Source organism: Nocardia cyriacigeorgica, assembly GCF_029868385.1.
Classification (GTDB): domain Bacteria; phylum Actinomycetota; class Actinomycetes; order Mycobacteriales; family Mycobacteriaceae; genus Nocardia; species Nocardia cyriacigeorgica_F.
In genome coordinates this window covers 69,785-84,562 of the sequence record NZ_JARWNX010000056.1, presented here as the reverse complement: position 1 = coordinate 84,562, position 14,778 = coordinate 69,785, and the positions used below count along the sequence as shown (strand labels likewise).

At 68.8% G+C, this 14,778-nt stretch carries 14 protein-coding genes; 9 read left to right on the top strand and 5 right to left on the bottom strand.

Going from position 1 to position 14,778, the window contains the following annotated elements; all coding sequences use genetic code 11:
- The first annotated feature begins 79 nt into the window (after positions 1-79).
- The 3 genes from QH168_RS18275 (at position 80) to QH168_RS18265 (ending at position 3,208) form a co-directional block, all read left to right on the top strand.
- A complete protein-coding gene (locus QH168_RS18275) occupies positions 80-1,156 on the top strand; it encodes a FecCD family ABC transporter permease (protein WP_280235909.1) in 1,077 nt (358 codons plus the stop codon).
- Positions 1,157-1,301: 145 nt separating this feature from the next.
- Positions 1,302-2,174: a heme ABC transporter ATP-binding protein gene (locus tag QH168_RS18270; RefSeq protein WP_280235908.1), complete on the top strand. Its 873-nt coding sequence runs from the start codon at positions 1,302-1,304 to the stop codon at positions 2,172-2,174.
- Positions 2,175-2,347: 173 nt separating this feature from the next.
- Positions 2,348-3,208 (top strand): helix-turn-helix domain-containing protein, encoded by an 861-nt coding sequence (locus QH168_RS18265; RefSeq protein WP_280236094.1) that lies wholly within the window; start codon positions 2,348-2,350, stop codon positions 3,206-3,208.
- Positions 3,209-3,328: 120 nt separating this feature from the next.
- Here the strand turns inward: QH168_RS18265 and QH168_RS18260 are convergent, their stop codons facing one another.
- Both QH168_RS18260 and QH168_RS18255 read right to left on the bottom strand, forming a co-directional pair.
- Positions 3,329-3,985 carry an enoyl-CoA hydratase-related protein gene (locus QH168_RS18260; RefSeq protein WP_280236093.1) on the bottom strand — a complete coding sequence of 219 codons (657 nt, stop codon included), beginning with the start codon at positions 3,983-3,985 and terminating at the stop codon, positions 3,329-3,331.
- Between the two features lie 23 nt (positions 3,986-4,008).
- Positions 4,009-4,629 carry a TetR/AcrR family transcriptional regulator gene (locus QH168_RS18255; RefSeq protein WP_280235907.1) on the bottom strand — a complete coding sequence of 207 codons (621 nt, stop codon included), beginning with the start codon at positions 4,627-4,629 and terminating at the stop codon, positions 4,009-4,011.
- 291 nt (positions 4,630-4,920) lie between these two features.
- Between QH168_RS18255 and QH168_RS18250 the strand changes: the two genes are divergently transcribed.
- The 3 genes from QH168_RS18250 to QH168_RS18240 all read left to right on the top strand — a co-directional run bounded on the left by QH168_RS18250 (position 4,921) and on the right by QH168_RS18240 (position 6,739).
- Positions 4,921-5,484 carry a TetR/AcrR family transcriptional regulator gene (locus QH168_RS18250; protein WP_280235906.1) on the top strand — a complete coding sequence of 188 codons (564 nt, stop codon included), beginning with the start codon at positions 4,921-4,923 and terminating at the stop codon, positions 5,482-5,484.
- 85 nt (positions 5,485-5,569) lie between these two features.
- On the top strand, positions 5,570-5,821 hold the full coding sequence (locus QH168_RS18245; RefSeq protein WP_280235905.1) for a DivIVA domain-containing protein: 252 nt from the start codon (positions 5,570-5,572) through the stop codon (positions 5,819-5,821).
- A gap of 102 nt (positions 5,822-5,923) precedes the next feature.
- Complete coding sequence (locus QH168_RS18240) at positions 5,924-6,739, top strand: thioesterase family protein (RefSeq protein ID WP_280235904.1); 816 nt, start codon at positions 5,924-5,926, stop codon at positions 6,737-6,739.
- 92 nt (positions 6,740-6,831) lie between these two features.
- On the opposite strand, the gene QH168_RS18235 is transcribed toward QH168_RS18240, so the two are convergent.
- Positions 6,832-7,482, bottom strand: coding sequence for a DUF7691 family protein (locus tag QH168_RS18235; RefSeq protein WP_280235903.1), 651 nt, complete (start codon positions 7,480-7,482; stop codon positions 6,832-6,834).
- 303 nt (positions 7,483-7,785) lie between these two features.
- On the opposite strand from QH168_RS18235, the gene QH168_RS18230 reads away from it, so the two are divergent.
- Positions 7,786-8,913: an esterase/lipase family protein gene (locus QH168_RS18230; protein WP_280235902.1), complete on the top strand. Its 1,128-nt coding sequence runs from the start codon at positions 7,786-7,788 to the stop codon at positions 8,911-8,913.
- A 111-nt stretch (positions 8,914-9,024) separates the two neighbouring features.
- Here the strand turns inward: QH168_RS18230 and glpK (QH168_RS18225) are convergent, their stop codons facing one another.
- Together glpK (QH168_RS18225) and QH168_RS18220 are read right to left on the bottom strand one after the other, a co-directional pair.
- Positions 9,025-10,560 (bottom strand): glycerol kinase GlpK, encoded by a 1,536-nt coding sequence (gene glpK, locus QH168_RS18225; protein ID WP_280235900.1) that lies wholly within the window; start codon positions 10,558-10,560, stop codon positions 9,025-9,027.
- The gene (locus tag QH168_RS18220; protein ID WP_280235899.1) at positions 10,557-11,318 is read right to left on the bottom strand and encodes an IclR family transcriptional regulator; all 762 of its coding nucleotides are present in this window, start codon (positions 11,316-11,318) and stop codon (positions 10,557-10,559) included. Before QH168_RS18220 ends, glpK (QH168_RS18225) begins: the two co-directional genes overlap by 4 nt.
- A 128-nt stretch (positions 11,319-11,446) precedes the next feature.
- On the opposite strand from QH168_RS18220, the gene glpK (QH168_RS18215) reads away from it, so the two are divergent.
- Positions 11,447-12,958 (top strand): glycerol kinase GlpK, encoded by a 1,512-nt coding sequence (gene glpK, locus QH168_RS18215; protein ID WP_280235897.1) that lies wholly within the window; start codon positions 11,447-11,449, stop codon positions 12,956-12,958.
- 29 nt (positions 12,959-12,987) lie between these two features.
- Complete coding sequence (locus tag QH168_RS18210; RefSeq protein WP_280235895.1) at positions 12,988-14,733, top strand: glycerol-3-phosphate dehydrogenase/oxidase; 1,746 nt, start codon at positions 12,988-12,990, stop codon at positions 14,731-14,733.
- Positions 14,734-14,778 lie beyond the last annotated feature (45 nt).

The following is a 14,778-nucleotide window of genomic DNA, read 5'->3' as shown; positions in this document are numbered from 1 at the left end:
GGGTCTCCACCGCGTACGGCCCGGCGGCCCGGATGAGTGCGATGGCAGCCGCGCCGTCGAGCGCCACCGAGGGGCGTGCATGACCGGACAGACGGCGGCCCGGCCTCGCCCGGCGACCGCGCGTTGGTCGCGCACGACCATCGTGTTCGCCGTCGCGATCGCGACGTTGATCGTGCTGGCGTTGGCGTCGGCGGCCATCGGACAGGTGCCGACGAGCGTGGCCGAGGTGGCCGGATCGGTGCTGCACCGGACCGGTCTGGACTGGGGGCCGATGCCCGCACATCCGGCCGGTGAGGTGACGCTGTGGGAGGTCCGGTTCCCACGCGTGATGCTGGCGATCCTGGTGGGCGCCGCCCTGGCGACAGCGGGTGCGTTGTTGCAGGGTGTGTTCGCCAATCCGCTGGCCGAACCCGGCGTCATCGGGGTGTCGGCGGGCGCGGCCGTCGGCGCCGGAACGATGATCGTGGTGGGTGGGGCGTTCGTGGCGGCCTGGTCGGTGGCCGCGGCCGCGTTCGTGGCCGGTTTGGCGACCACGGCGCTGGTGTATCTGCTGGCCCGATCCAACGGCCGCACCGAAGTGGTGACGCTGGTGTTGACCGGTGTCGCCATCAACGCCTTCGCCGGTGGGCTGATCGCGTTCCTGCTGTTCGTCGCCTCACCCGCGGCCCGCGATCAGATCGTGTTCTGGCAGCTGGGCAGCCTCAACGGCGCCACCTGGTCGGCGGTGTGGGTGGTCGCGCCCCTCACCGTGATCGGGGTGTTCGCGGCGATCGTGGTGGCGTCGAAACTGGATCTGCTGGCGCTGGGTGAATCGGCGGCCCGCCATCTCGGGGTGGATGTGGAGCGGTTGCGGCGCAATGTGATCGTGATGGTGGCGGTTCTGACCACTGCCGGTGTCGCGTTCAGCGGCATCATCCTGTTCGTCGGGCTGATCGTGCCGCATCTGGTGCGCATGCTGGTCGGGCCCGGACACCGGGTGCTGATCCCGCTCAGCGCGGTGATCGGTGCGGTGGTGCTGCTGGCCGCGGATGTGGCTGCGCGTTCGCTTGTCGACAATGCCGATCTGCCGCTCGGCATGCTGACCTCCCTGATCGGCGGCCCGTTCTTCTTCTGGTTGCTGCGTCGCACCCGTGCACGGGCCGGGGGCTGGGCATGAGCGTTCGGGCGCACGGGGGTTGCATCGCCTGCCGGGTTGGCGACGATGCACGCGGCTCGGGTAGTCGTGTCTGCTCCGGTTCCGCGGGCCATGGTGTCGACGCTGCGGGCGGGCTGTCGATGAGGGGCGCCGGGGTGGTACCCGCGTGACGTGGCTCGAGGACGGTTGGGAGACGGTGTTCGCGCGGACCCATGAACTGCCGACGGCACCCGCGCCGGGCGCGGTGACCTTGCGGGCGAACGGTGTGAGTGTGGACCGGCGCGGCGGCGGCGCGAAGGTGCGCCGGGTGCTGACCGAGGTCGATTTCGAGGTCGCCGCTGGGGAAGTGGTGGCATTGGTCGGCCCGAACGGGGCGGGCAAGTCGACGCTGCTGGCGGTGCTGGCCGGTGAACTCGACCCCGCCGAAGGTGTGGTCGAACTGGACGGCCGGGCGGTCACGCACTGGTCGCCGCTGGACATGGCTCGACGGCGCGCGGTGTTGCCGCAGAGCCATACTGTCGGCTTTCCGTTCTCGGCGGGCGCGGTGGTCGCGATGGGGCGTGCGCCGTGGCAGCGGACCGCGCTGCGGGAACGCGATGACGAGATCGTCGCCTCGGCCATGGCTGCCACCGATGTCACGCATCTGTCCGAGCAGCCGTTCCCGACGCTGTCGGGTGGTGAGCGGGCGCGGGTCGCGTTGGCGCGGGTCCTCGCCCAGAGCACCTCGACCCTGCTGCTGGACGAACCGACCGCAGCCCTCGACCTCGGCCATCAAGAAGCGGTCCTGCGCTTGGCCGCCGAACGCGCGCGAACCGGTGCGGCCGTGGTGGTCGTGCTACACGATCTGGGCGTGGCCGCCGCCTACGCCGATCGGGTCGCGGTGCTCGACGGTGGCCGCATCGCCGCCGACGGCCCACCACGCGAGGTCCTCACCACCGAACTGCTCACTCGCGTCTACCAGTACCCGGTGGAGGTGCTCGACCATCCGGTGACCGGTGCACAACTGGTGCTTCCGGTGCGGGGCGGGAACGGCGGGTAGACGCTGCCGGTTCGGTCTCGGTGGTTGCCGGAACAGATCTGGGCTGCCGGAACGAATGTGCGGGTTTGCCTTCGACGTGTCGGTTGCTGGTGAATCGCACGTGCCTGCCTCCATGGGTGATCGGCCGTGCACGGGTTGCGGCATCCGCTTTTCCGTAGCCTGGTCGGGTGGACATGGTGGATTTCGGCCGCGATCTCGACTGGGAGGTCGCGCGCCCGGCCGGTGCCGTGGCCGCGGGGGCCCCGATCATCGGCTACCGCGATGTGAGTGGCGCCGGGTTGGATCTTCGGGTGGCCGGTGCGGCGGTGGTGACGGTGGTGATCTCCTTCGGTGCTCGGGATCTGCTCGTCGACGACATCTCCGGACAGCGCACGCTCGGTGGTTTCGTCACCGGGCTGCCGCTCGAGTCCATGCGTGTCCGTAGTGCGCGAGCGGAGTGCGTCGAGGTTCGCCTGTCACCGATACGCGCGTATTCGCTGCTGGGTGTTTCGCCCGCGGACATCGGTCGGGGCGCTGTCGCTCTGGAAGATCTGTGGGGCGCGCGGGCACATCGGTTGCGTGAACGGCTGGCGGGCTGCCGGAGCTGGGAGGAACGTTTTGCGGTGACGACATCGTTTCTGGCGCAGTGTGACAGGCCGATGCGCGCACCCGACCCGGAGATCCTGGCGGGCTGGCATCGCATCCTCGCCTCGCGTGGTCAAGTGCGGATCGGCGAGCTGGCCCGATCGGTCGGCTGGAGTCATAAGCGGTGGGGTGCGCGGTTCGAATCCCAGATCGGCTTGTCACCCAAGCGAGCGGCGATGCTGGTCCGATTCCGGTGCGCGGTCGACGGTTTGTTGACGGGCCGGCCCGCGGCCGAGGTCGCGGCGGATTGCGGGTATGTCGATCAAGCGCATCTGTGTCGAGACGTGTCGATATTCGCCGATCGCACGCCCGGAGCGTTGGCGACGCACTCTCTGCCCGCCATCGCCCGGCATCGGTATCGGGCGTGGGGAGAATTCTTCCAAGACCGGGCGGGGTCGCTGGCTCGATAGTGGTGTCCGCCGCGGGCGCGCCGGGGCCGACCAGGATGGCACGAGGTCCGCTACAGGCTGCACGACTTCCTCGGGTCACGAACTCAGCTCACCTGAGTTCGATGGAGACCGCGCGGATCGTTACGAGCGTTCGGTGAGTGCGGTGACGGCTGCGGCGAACATGGTCTGTTTGATGGCGGCGAGGGTGCCCTGATCCTTCGCACCCAGCGGAGTGAGCAGCTGTATCGCGGCCGGTACGAGTTCGCCTTCGGCGGCGGTGGCGTCGACGATGCCCGCCGCTTCGGCATCGATACCGCCCCAGCGGCGGCCGGTGGTCATCGAGGCGACCGCGGTCCGCGGGGTGAGTTTGGCCTGGATCAGGGCGGCCATGCCGGGGGTGAACGGGATGTGGATGTCGACTTCCGGGAAGCAGAAGTAGCCGCGGTCGGCGCGCATGATCCGGTAGTCGTGGGCGGTGGCCAGCATCGCTCCCGCACCGAACGCGTGCCCGGGCATGGCCGCCGCGGTCGGCACACCGAGGGTCAGTACGCGCGCGAACAGGGCGTGCACCTGGTCGACGTACCAGTCGGCGCGGTCGCCGTTGGCCGAGAGCCATTCCAGATCGAGGCCGTTGGAGTAGAACTTGGCGCTCGCGGTGGTGATCAGGGCGTGCGCGCCGTCGGTGAGGACGGTGTCGAGATGGGTGTTCATCTCGTCGAGGAAGGTGGGGGAGAAGCGGTTCTCGCCGTCGCCGAGGTCGAGGACGGCGATCTTGTCGTGGTAGTCGAGGGTTGGCATGGTCACTCTTTCCTTCTCGGGGTTCACTCGGGTGGGCCGACGGCCAGGACCGCCCGCACCGCGGCATGGAGCTGGAGCAGGGCGTGCGGTGAGTCGATCTGGTTGCGCCGCAACAGGATCGCGGTCGGCAGATCCACCAGGCAGGTGGTGATGACGGCGACCGCGCGGCCATCGCGGCGGCCCCACATCGCCTGCGACAGCCGAACCAGGACATCCACCAATGCCCGGTCGGTGCCGGTGAGTTCGGTGGCGAGAGATTCGGGCACGTCGCCGAGTAGCTGCTCACGCGAGATGGCCAGCAGCAATGTCGAGGAGTCAGGGTGCTGCCGCGCGAATACCGCGGGCGTTTCCGCGGCCGCGACGACGGCATCCACGCTGGTGGCATCGCCGATCCGCTCCTGCGATGGCATGAGGATCGCGTCGACCAGCTCGGTCTGCAAGGCCAGGAACCTGTGCGCCGCGCGAAGCCAGGTGCGCGCCAGCAGTTCGGCCCGCGAACCGAACGAATGATAGAGCGCCCCATTGGACACGCCGGTCGCTGCGGCGACGGCCCGGATGGTCACCGCCGCCGGGCCCGAGCGCGCCGCCAGGGCCTCGGCGGCGTCGAGGACGGCGTCGAGATCGTGGGTGCGCGGGCGAGGCATGCCGCCATAATAACAGAGCACTTGCTCTGTTATTAGCCGCGAGCCGGTGAGCGCCCACCGCGCACGGCCCACCCGAACCGGCGCCGTGGTGTCGAGATCGGAACAGGACCTCTGCGCGATTGCGAGCCCGGCGCGCAGTTGCCTTCCACTACTGAATGTTTCAGCAAGTAACTGATACTCGATGACACTCTGTAATCGGGCGGCCGACTCCGTTACCCTCGGGCCAGCCGACGACACGATGGAGTACCGTTCGGTCCTTCCACCCAGCCCATACCGAGAGAACGGCACCGTATGTCACGAGTGGTCACCAAGGAGCAGTACTTCCACACCGGGCTGGAAGTTCTGGCCGAACTCGGCTTCAAAAACCTCAATATCGGCGTGCTGTGCCGACGTCTCGGCGTCACCAGCGGCTCCTTCTATCACCATTTCGGCAGCTGGCAGGGCTTCGTCGACGCACTGCTCGAACATTGGGAGAACCGCCAGGTCCTCATCCTGCGCACCCTCAACTTCAACCAGGGCCACCCCGACGACGACATCCGCGCCATGTCGGATCTGGCGCTCGGGTTGCATCACGCCGCCGAAGCCGCCATCCGCGCGTGGGCCGCCAATGACGAGTCGGTGCGGCTGGCCGTCAAACGGGTCGACGAATCGCGTCGCCGCACCGTACACAAGGCGATCAAAGGCGTTGTCGGCGACGACGATACCGCCGCCGTGGTAACCGAGCTGGGCATGGCGATGCTGATCGGCTTCCAGCAGACCGCGACCGATGGGCACCCCATCGGCCTGGACCGCCTGCTCACCGAGTACGCCCGCCTCATCTACACCCACGCCCGACGATCGGTCGCGACCTCCTAGCGTGGCCCCCGCGCTCGCGATCGCCGCACGGCAAAGCAGCGATACGACGACAATGGACCGATCAGCCACAGGAGGAGGCACACCGATGAGTCTCACCGCAGACGATGTCCGTCAGATCGCGTTCCGTAAGCCGTGGTTCGGCGTGCGTGGCTACCGCGAAGACGATGTGGACGCTTTCGTCGCCCGGGTCGAGGCCACTTTGCGTGGCACCGATCGGCTCACCGCGGCCGAGGTTCGTGAGACCACGTTCCGGTCGCCGCGGCTCGGTCAGCGTGGTTACGACGAACGCGAAGTCGACGCCTTCCTCGACCTGGTCGAGAAGACCCTCGCCGGATAACGATGCACGGCGAGACGATCCGGCACGAGATGCAACAACGGCGTCAGGGCCCCACGCATCGCCCACTGGAGCTTCCGGCCCGGCCCTGCTAGACCGGTGTCCATGGATGCCTTCTACTTACCGGACTCCGCGGACCCGGACCTGTTCCATCCCACCGAACTCACCCGTGGCCCGTGGTCGCCGGATGCCCAGCACGGCGGCGCACCGTCGGCGCTGTTGGGGTATGTGATCGAGCGGTGCGCGCCGCGGCCGCAGTTGCGGGTCGCGCGGGTGACGGTGGAGTTCCTCCGGAAGGTGCCGATCGCGCCGCTGCGCGCCGAAGCACAGGTGGTCGAAGCCGAAGCGCGAGTCGGCCGTCCCGGGCGCGGTATCGAATTGGTCGAGGCCACACTGCGTTCCGAACAAGGACCGGTATTGAAGGCCACCGCATGGCGGATGCAGCCGGTCGATCCGCCGCTCGACGTCCCGCCCCAGGATTTCCCGGCGAGAACACCCGGCCCGGACACGGTGACACCGAGCCCGGAGCACAGCTTCCCCAGCAGCCAACCGGTCGGATTCCATACCGGTGTCGAATACCGTTTCGTCTCGGGCGCTTTCCAGACCCCGGGTCCTGCCGTGTGTTGGATTCGCCTGCGTTACCCGGTCGTGGCGGGCACCGCGATCACCCCATTGCAGCGGGCACTGGCCGCCGCCGATTTCGGTAATGGCGTCAGCTCGGTCCTGCCGTGGGGCCGATACTTCTTCGTCAACGCCGATCTCACGGTGACGCTGCATCGTGATCCGGTCGGCGAGTGGGTGTGCCTGGACGCGGTCACCTATCCGGAGCGCAGCGGTATCGGCCTGGCGGAGTCGCGACTCGGTGATGTGGACGGGCCGATCGGGCGCGGAACCCAGACCTTGCTGCTCGGCACCCGCTGACAGAGCGGGCGTGGCGGGTGATCGGCGCTCCCCGGCGACGGTCCGCTACGCGGACCGCCGCCGGGTGCTGCCGGACCGCACGACCGGCAGGGTCAGACGAGTGAGAAGAAGAGCGTGTCCTGGGTGTACCAGTCGACACGTGCGGTGGAGAACTCCCATTCGTCGTGCTCGACATCGAGTTTGTCGATGAGTTCCTGTACCTCGTACCGGATGTCGGGGCCCAGCTGGTCGAGAACGGCGCGGTAGGCATCGGCGGCGGGTTTGGCCTTGGCCAGCGGCAGGTAGCCGATGGCCGGATAGCCGTCGACCGAATGCGGCAGGTGCGGGAACTCGTCGGGCAGTCCGCCGTAGAGGTAGCCGTAGGGGAGGAGGTCGGTGGGGACGCCCAGATGGCGCAGCTCGTCGTCGAGCAGACCGAAGAATTTGGCGGGATCGGAGTAGGTGGCCAGCGTCATGGGGTCGGAGGCGTTGCAGTCGATGAGGCACTGCAACGCAGTGTGATAGGCATTGCCGGCGCATTCCGCGGTCGAGTCGGTGTGTCCGGCGAGGAGGTGATCGAGGGCGTCGGGGATCGACAGACCCCAGTCGAGGCGCTGGCGGTCGAGATCGTCCTGCTGCACGCGCGCGTATTTGCGCGCGGTGTCTAGGACGCGCGACTGGTCGTCGGTGAGGGCACCGCTGCTACCGAGGAAGGCCAGGATGTCGGCCTTGTCCGCGGTGGAGTAATTGATGCTGTGACTCATGCGAGCCATGTTCGCAGGCCTGCGCGAGGAATCCGCCGCGGCCGGTTGCCTGCGCCGGGAAGGTGCGCGCGCCCGACGTCTTCGGCAGGGCGATGAGTCGATGACGCGCCCGGATTCGGTTGTGCTTTTCTCCAACCCGGACCCGGTGTTGCGGTGGGAATGCTCGGATTCGCCGCGAAAGTGGCTCGGATCACCGTCGAAAACTCATAGCGTCGCCACGAATTTCGAATCGAGAGGCCGGTGCGTCGGCCGCGAATTCTGTTGATCGCGGTATGTGCTCCGGTGTGTGCGAGAGGGCATGACATGGGCTGGGGAATACGACGCGCGGTATCGGCCGCGGTGGTGGTCGCGGGATCGGCGGTACTGGTCGCGGGTGGGGTGCAGGCCGACCCGGGTGTGCCGGTCACCGAACAGCAGTTGGTGGACCAGATCACCGCCGGAACCCAGGTGGCGACCCATCCGGGCCGGCCGACGGCGGTGTCGGCGACCGGTAGCGCGGGGGCGGCGCCGAGCCGGTCGACGGTCGCGGCGGGGGAGGGCCCGGAGATGACGGCGGCACTGGCGGCGTTCGGCTACGGTCTGCTGCATCCGAATGCGGCGCCGCCGGGCGCCAATGACTGGAATTGCCGTCCCACACCACAGCATCCGCGTCCGGTGGTGTTGATGCACGGGTCGTGGATGAATGCCTACGACAATTTCGCGTATCTGTCGCCGCGGCTCGAGCGGGCCGGTTTCTGTGTGTTCGCGATGAATTACGGGCAGGCCGGTGTGCTCGAAGGCGGCGGCCTCGGCCCGCTGCTGCCGGGCCGCAACGGGGTGGGGCCGATGGCGCAATCATCGCGTCAGCTCGCCGATTTCGTCGACCGGGTGCTCGAGACGACCGGCGCCGACACCGTCGATATCGTCGCCCACTCCCAGGGCGGCACGGTGTCGAACCAGTATCTGAAGTTCGACGGCGGCGCGGACAAGGTCACCAAACTGGTCACTCTCGGCGCCACCCACCACGGCACCAGCCTGATGGGCATCGCCGCACTCGGGCGCGCCATCAACAATCTCGGTATCGACATCCTCGGGTTCAACCAGCTGTTCATCGGCCCGGCCAATATCGAGCAGGTCTTCGGTTCGCCGTTCCTCACCCGGCTCAACGCCGACGGCGATACGGTCCCCGGTGTCGACTACACCATTGTCGGCAGCCGCTGGGACGAGATCGTCAACCCGTACGACTGGACGTTCCTTCGCCCCGGCCCCGACGCCACCGTCACCAACCTGACCTTGCAGGAGGGCTGCGAACAGGACCTATCGGACCATCTGACGATGATGTACTCGCCGCGAGCGACGTCGATGGTGTTGCGTGCCCTCGACCCGGCCACCCAGCCGGAGCTGGTGTGCACATTCAACCCGTGGCTGGTCGGTGGCGGCGGCAGCCTCTAGGACCGTTGTGCCCGGCCCGCCGAACGTGCGGCCGGGCACGAATCCGTTCCGGGGCGCCGACATTGCGCTCGTGGCGCTGCCGCCCGAACTGCGCGCCTGCGCGGTGACCCGCTAGACCTCGGAGCCGGTGTCGGCGGTCCAGTGGTAACTCAGCGCCGCCGCCCGGCTCCAATGCCGGTATTCCCGATCCCGGTCGGCGGCGGTCCGGGCGGGCAGCCAGCGCGCCGCGGTGTGCCGGTTGCGCCGCAATCCCTCCATATCCGGCCACAACCCGACCGCGAGTCCCGCCGCATACGCCGCACCCAGTGACACGGTCTCGGCGAACAGCGGACGCTCCACCGGTACCCCCAGCGCATCGCTGATCTGCTGCATCAACAGATTGTTCGACGTCATCCCGCCATCCACACGCAGTTCACGCAACGGCAGACCGGTATCGGCGTTCATCGCCCCGACCACTTCACGGGTCTGCCATGCGGTGGCCTCCAGCACCGCCCGCGCCAAGTGGCCTCGGGTGATGTAGGAGGTGAGTCCGGCGATCACGCCACGCGCCTCGGCGTGCCAGCGTGGGGCGAACAACCCGGAGAACGCGGGCACCACAGAGCAGCCGCCGTTATCGGCGACGGTGGCGGCGAGAGTTTCGATTTCGGGCGTGGATTCGATGAGCCCGAGCCGATCACGTAGCCATTGCACCAGTGATCCGGTGGAGGCGATGGACCCTTCGAGCGCATAGCAGGCGGGTTCGTCGCCGATGCGGAACGCGACCGTGGTGAGCAGTCCGTGTTCGGAGCGCACGGGCACGGTTCCGGTGTTGGACAGCAGGAAACCGCCGGTGCCGTAGGTGCATTTGGTTTCCCCGGCCGCGAAACAGGTCTGCCCGAACAGCGCCGCCTGCTGGTCGCCGAGCGCGGCCGCGATCGGGATACCGGCGGGGTCGATCGCGGTGTGCCCGTAGATGTCGGCGTTGGACCGGATCTCGGGCAGCACGGCGCGCGGTATCCCGAAGAACTCGAGCAGCCGTCGATCCCAGTCGAGGGTGTGCAGGTTCATCAGCATGGTGCGTCCGGCGTTGGTGACATCGGTGACGTGCACACCGCCGGCGGCGCCGCCGGTGAGGTTCCAGATGAGCCAGCTGTCCATGGTGCCGAACAGGATCTCGCCGCGTTCGGCGCGGGCCCGCAACCGTTCATCGCTGTCGAGCAGCCATCGGATGCGTGGCGCGGCGAAGTAGTTCAGCAGCGGCAGACCGCAGCGCGCCTGTACCTCCTCGGCGTCCGGACGTTGCGCCAGGCGCGTCACCAGGTCCTCGGTCCTGGTGTCCTGCCACACGATGGCGTTGCGCACCGGACGCCCGGTGCGTCGATCCCACAGCACCGTCGTCTCGCGTTGGTTGGCGATGCCGATACCCACCACCTGCCGCGCCTGGATCCCGGCGCCGGCGATGACCCGCCCGATCAGCCCCTCCACATTGCGCCGCACCTCGGCGGCATCGTGTTCGACATGCCCGGCCGCCGGATACAGCTGACGATGTTCCCGCTGAGCCACCGACACCAACTGTCCCGCCGCGTCGTAGACGATCGCGCGGCTCGACGTCGTGCCCTGATCGATGGCCAGCACATACCGATTGGTCGACCGCCCGGCTGCACTCATCGCCGCCTCCGTGTGTCCTCGGCGGCGAGATCCGCCGAAATCGACGTCGCCGCTGTCCGCACCAGATCGGTGATCGGCGCCGTACCGCCGGTGATCCGGTCCAGTGCACCCACGACTGCGATGGCGCCGACGACCCGTCCGCCCGGATCGCGGATCGGGGCCGCGACCGAGGCCCGATCGGCGGCGAATTCACCGATATCGGTGGCGAACCCGCGCGAGCGCACCTGCGTGATCTCCGCGTGCAGGGCACGCGGCGCGGTGATGGTGCGACGGGTGTAGGCGAGTAGTTCTGTGGCGCGTTCCGCGAGGCCGGGGGTGTACGCCAGCAGCACCTTGCCCAGCGCGGTCGCGTGTAACGGCAACACCACACCCACCCGCAGCCGTTGCGGTGACCGATCGGGGCGGAACACGTGATGCACGATCTGCACGCCGTCGTCGTGCACCGCCCCCATCCGCACCGATTCACCCGACCGCGCGGCGAGGGTGTCACCCCAGTTCATCGCATACGACCGCAGTACGTTGGTGTCCATCCGGGCGCCGGACAGCCCCGCGGCCACCGCACCCATCCGGTATTTGCCGCTGCCCGCGTCCTGCTCCACGTATCCGACCCGGTGCAGGGTGCGCAGCAGACCGTGCGTCGTGGTCTTCGGCAGCCCCAACGCGCCCGCCAGCTCACTCACCCCGATCCCGAACGGCGCCTGCGCGACCAGTCCCATGATCGCGGCGGCACGTTCGATCGACTGAATGGGCCCCGGCACGCATCCACGGTACTCCCGAAATCGTTCGACATTGCCGAACGCATGCCGTTGCCGGTGGTGGTGGCGCTTCCTAGGTTCGGCAGTGGCAGCTCGTGCGACGGGGCAGCGAGCCGGACAACGGAGACCAGATGACCGACCTCATCGGCGCCCTCGACCAGGGCACGACAAGCACCCGCTTCCTGGTCTTCGACCACGCGGGCACCCTCATCGCCGGCCACCAGCTCGAACACGAACAGATCCTGCCCCGCCCCGGCTGGGTGGAACACAACCCGATCGAGATCTGGGAACGCAGCTGCGCCGTCATCCGGACCGCCCTCGGCCGCCACGGCCTGCGCGCCGGCGACCTCGCCGCGGTCGGGATCACCAATCAACGCGAAACCACCGTCGTCTGGGACCGCCACACCGGACGCCCCCACCACAACGCCATCGTCTGGCAGGACACCCGCACCGACCGCATCGCCGCCGAACTCGACGCCACCGCAGGCGAACTCGTGCGCCACCGCACCGGCCTCCCACCGGCCACCTACTTCGCGGGCGGCAAGATCGCCTGGCTGCTGCGCAACCAACCCGGCCTACGCGCGGCCGCCGAACGCGGCGACGCCCTGTTCGGCACCATCGACACCTGGCTGCTGTGGAACCTCACCGGCGGCATCCACGGCGGCCGCCACCTCACCGACGTCACCAACGCCAGCCGCACCATGCTCATGGACCTCGACACCCTCGACTGGGACGACGAACTGCTCGCCCTGCTCGACATTCCCCGCGCCATGCTGCCCACCATCACCGCCTCCTCCCACCCCACCCGCTACGGCCACACCAGCACCGACGGCCCCTTCGGCGCCGCCGTCCCCATCACCGCGGCGGTGGGCGACCAGCAGGCCGCCATGATCGGGCAGGTGTGCCTGGACCGCGGCCAAGCCAAGAACACCTACGGCACCGGCAATTTCCTGCTCCTCAACACCGGCCCCACCCCGGTCCGTTCGGCCAACGGGCTACTCACCACCGTCTGCTATCAACTCGGCGACCAACCACCGGCCTACGCTCTGGAAGGGTCGATCGCGGTCACCGGATCAGCGGTGCAATGGTTGCGCGACCAACTCGGCATCATCTCCGGCGCCGCCCACAGCGAATCCCTCGCCGCCACCGTCGCCGACAACGGCGGCGTCTACTTCGTGCCCGCCTTCTCCGGACTGTTCGCCCCGCACTGGCGCTCCGACGCCCGCGGCGCCATCGTCGGACTCACCCGCTACGCCACCAACGCCCACATCGCACGCGCCACCCTCGAAGCGATCTGCTACCAGACCCGCGACGTCGCCGACGCCATGTCCGAAGACTCCGGTGTGCGCCTGGACGTGCTGCGCGTCGACGGCGGCGTCACCGCCAACAACCTGTGCATGCAGATCCAAGCCGATATCCTCGGCGTCCCCGTCAGCCGCCCCGTCGTCACCGAAACCACCGCACTCGGCGCCGCCTACGCCGCGGGCCTGGCCACCGGCTACTGGCGCGACGCCGACGAACTGCACCGACAGTGGCGTGAAGACACCCGCTGGGAACCCACCTGGACCGAACGCCAACGCGCCGACGGCTACACCGGTTGGACCAGAGCCATCGGCCGCACCCTCGACTGGGCCACCCCCTGACCATCCACCATCGACCTCGAGGACATTCCATGACCGTCCGCTCACTCACCACCCCACTCCCACTGAGCCCCGCCACCCGCCGCCACGCCCTCGACACCATGGCCGCCACCGAACTCGACGTGCTGGTCATCGGCGCGGGCGTGGTCGGCGCGGGCACCGCACTCGACGCCGTCACCCGCGGACTGCGCGTCGGCCTGGTCGAAGCCCGCGACTACGCCTCCGGCACGTCGAGCCGCTCCTCCAAACTCGTCCACGGCGGCCTGCGCTACCTCAAACAACTCGACTTCGGTCTCGTCTTCGAAGCGCTGCGGGAACGCTCCCTCATCCTCGACACCCTCGCCCCACACCTGGCGAAACCGGTCGAATTCGTCTACCCGTTGGAACGTCCGCTGCTCGACCGCGCCTGGGCGGGTGCGGGAATCGGTGTCTACGACGCGCTCGGCGCGGGCCGCGGAGTGCCCGCCCATCACCGACACCTCGGCCGCCGCGGCACCCTGGCCCGGTTCCCCGGCGCCAAACGCGGTCGCGTGCGCGGCGGCGTCAGCTTCTACGAAGGCCAACTCGACGACGCCCGCCACACCATGATGCTGGCCCGCACCGCCGCCACCCACGGCGCACTGTGCGCCTCCAGCACCCGCGTGGTCGATTTCCTGCGCGAGGGCGACCGCATCGTCGGCGCCGTCGTCGAAGATCTCGAAACCGGACGCCATCTCGATATCCGCGCCAAACGCACCATCAACGCGGCGGGGCCGTGGACCGACGAGATCCAGGCCATGCTCGACGCCACCCCGCAGTTCCGGATCCGCACCTCCAAGGGCGTGCACATCGTCGTCCCCCGCGACCGCATCGACGCCACCACCGGACTCATCACCGAAACCGATAAGAGCCTGCTGTTCGTCATCCCGTGCCCGTGGAGCCGGGCGCACTGGATCATCGGCACCACCGACACCCCCTGGGACCACGATCTGGCCCATCCGGCCGCCACCCGCGCCGATATCGACTACATCCTGACCCAGGTGAACCGGCTGCTCGAGCACCCCATCGACCACGACGACATCGTCGGCGTCTACGCCGGGTTGCGTCCGCTGCTGGCAGGCAACTCCGACCAGACCAGCACCCTCTCGCGTGAACACGCCGTCGTCACACCGGTTCCCGGCCTCGTCCTGGTCGCGGGCGGCAAATACACCACCTACCGGGTGATGGCCGCCGACGCCGTCGACGCAGCCATCGCCGACCTGCCCGGCCGGGTCGGACCCTCCCGCACCGACCGGGTGCCGCTGGTCGGCGCGCACGGGTATGCCGAGTTGTCGTTGTCGCGTTCCCGGCTGGCCGAGGAACTGCGCCAGCCCGCGGCCACCATCGACCATCTGCTGGGCCGCTACGGCAGTGCGCTCACCGAACTGCGCGAAATCATCGTCGCCGACCCTCACCTGGCGCACCCGCTCGGCGCCACCCCCTATCTGCGCGCGGAAATCGTCTACGCCGTCACCCATGAGGGCGCACTGCATCTGGACGACATCCTCACCCGCCGCACCCACCTGTCCATCGAAACCACCGACCGCGGCACCGCCGTGGCCGCCGAGGTCGCCGCACTCGTCGCACCGTATCTGGGCTGGGACGCCACCGACATCGCCCGCGAAATCGAGCGCTACACCGCCCGCGTCGACGCCGAACGCGACGCCCACCGCTACCTCGACGACGCCACCGCCGACACCGTGCGCCGCACCGCCGCCGATTCCCGCACCCGACGCACGGTCGAGGAATCGTTCGCCTGACCGCAATCCGCATCGCATGGCCCCTCGCCTCGGTCGCCGCGCACC

Bases quoted from the DNA above. Each gene is read 5' to 3' on its own strand.
- QH168_RS18265 (WP_280236094.1), top strand. From the start codon at position 2,348: ATGGTGGATTTCGGCCGCGATCTCGACTGGGAGGTCGCGCGCCCGGCC.
- QH168_RS18260 (WP_280236093.1), bottom strand. From the start codon at position 3,985: ATGCCAACCCTCGACTACCACGACAAGATCGCCGTCCTCGACCTCGGC.
- glpK (WP_280235897.1), top strand. From the start codon at position 11,447: ATGACCGACCTCATCGGCGCCCTCGACCAGGGCACGACAAGCACCCGC.
- QH168_RS18245 (WP_280235905.1), top strand. From the start codon at position 5,570: ATGAGTCTCACCGCAGACGATGTCCGTCAGATCGCGTTCCGTAAGCCG.
- QH168_RS18235 (WP_280235903.1), bottom strand. From the start codon at position 7,482: ATGAGTCACAGCATCAATTACTCCACCGCGGACAAGGCCGACATCCTG.
- QH168_RS18275 (WP_280235909.1), top strand. From the start codon at position 80: ATGACCGGACAGACGGCGGCCCGGCCTCGCCCGGCGACCGCGCGTTGG.
- QH168_RS18210 (WP_280235895.1), top strand. From the start codon at position 12,988: ATGACCGTCCGCTCACTCACCACCCCACTCCCACTGAGCCCCGCCACC.
- glpK (WP_280235900.1), bottom strand. From the start codon at position 10,560: ATGAGTGCAGCCGGGCGGTCGACCAATCGGTATGTGCTGGCCATCGAT.
- QH168_RS18240 (WP_280235904.1), top strand. From the start codon at position 5,924: ATGGATGCCTTCTACTTACCGGACTCCGCGGACCCGGACCTGTTCCAT.
- QH168_RS18255 (WP_280235907.1), bottom strand. From the start codon at position 4,629: ATGCCTCGCCCGCGCACCCACGATCTCGACGCCGTCCTCGACGCCGCC.
- QH168_RS18250 (WP_280235906.1), top strand. From the start codon at position 4,921: ATGTCACGAGTGGTCACCAAGGAGCAGTACTTCCACACCGGGCTGGAA.
- QH168_RS18230 (WP_280235902.1), top strand. From the start codon at position 7,786: ATGGGCTGGGGAATACGACGCGCGGTATCGGCCGCGGTGGTGGTCGCG.